At 73.4% G+C, this 444-nt stretch carries 1 pseudogene; it reads right to left on the bottom strand.

Annotated features, from left to right (window positions below):
* Window positions 1-18: 18 nt before the first annotated feature.
* Window positions 19-444: pseudogene (locus HX774_RS06200) on the bottom strand (primosomal protein N'); the annotation flags it as partial.

Below are 444 nucleotides of genomic sequence, written 5' to 3'. Positions count from 1 at the left end.
TGGGAGAAGGGATGGACTTTACAGGAAGCTATAGGGGTCCACATCCACCGTCAGCCGCACCGAGGCCGGCACCTTCACCCGCGCCAGCCAGGCGCGCAGGAAGGCCTGCAGGTTGACGTCGCGGTCGGCCCGGACCAGCAGTCGCTTGCGCCGCCGCCCGCGCACCAGGGCCAGGGGCGCGTCGGCGGGGCCATAGACCTCCAGCCGCTCGGCGTTGGGGATGGCCTCGGCCAGGTCGCGGGCCACCTTCTCGACCGCGATGGCGTTCTCGCTGGACAGGATGATCGCCGCCAGACGCCCGTGCGGCGGCAGGGACGCCGCCTCGCGCTCGCCCATCTCGGCCTCGACGAAGGCGTCGCGGTCGCCCGCGGCCAGGGCCATCAGCACCGGGTGTTCGGGCGTCCAGGTCTGCAACAGGGCGCGGCCCGGCTTGTCCGCCCGCCC

The organism is Brevundimonas sp. P7753 (assembly GCF_013386595.1).
In the GTDB taxonomy this organism is placed as follows: Bacteria; Pseudomonadota; Alphaproteobacteria; order Caulobacterales; family Caulobacteraceae; genus Brevundimonas; species Brevundimonas bullata.
This window is presented reverse-complemented; position numbering and strand designations above follow the sequence as displayed.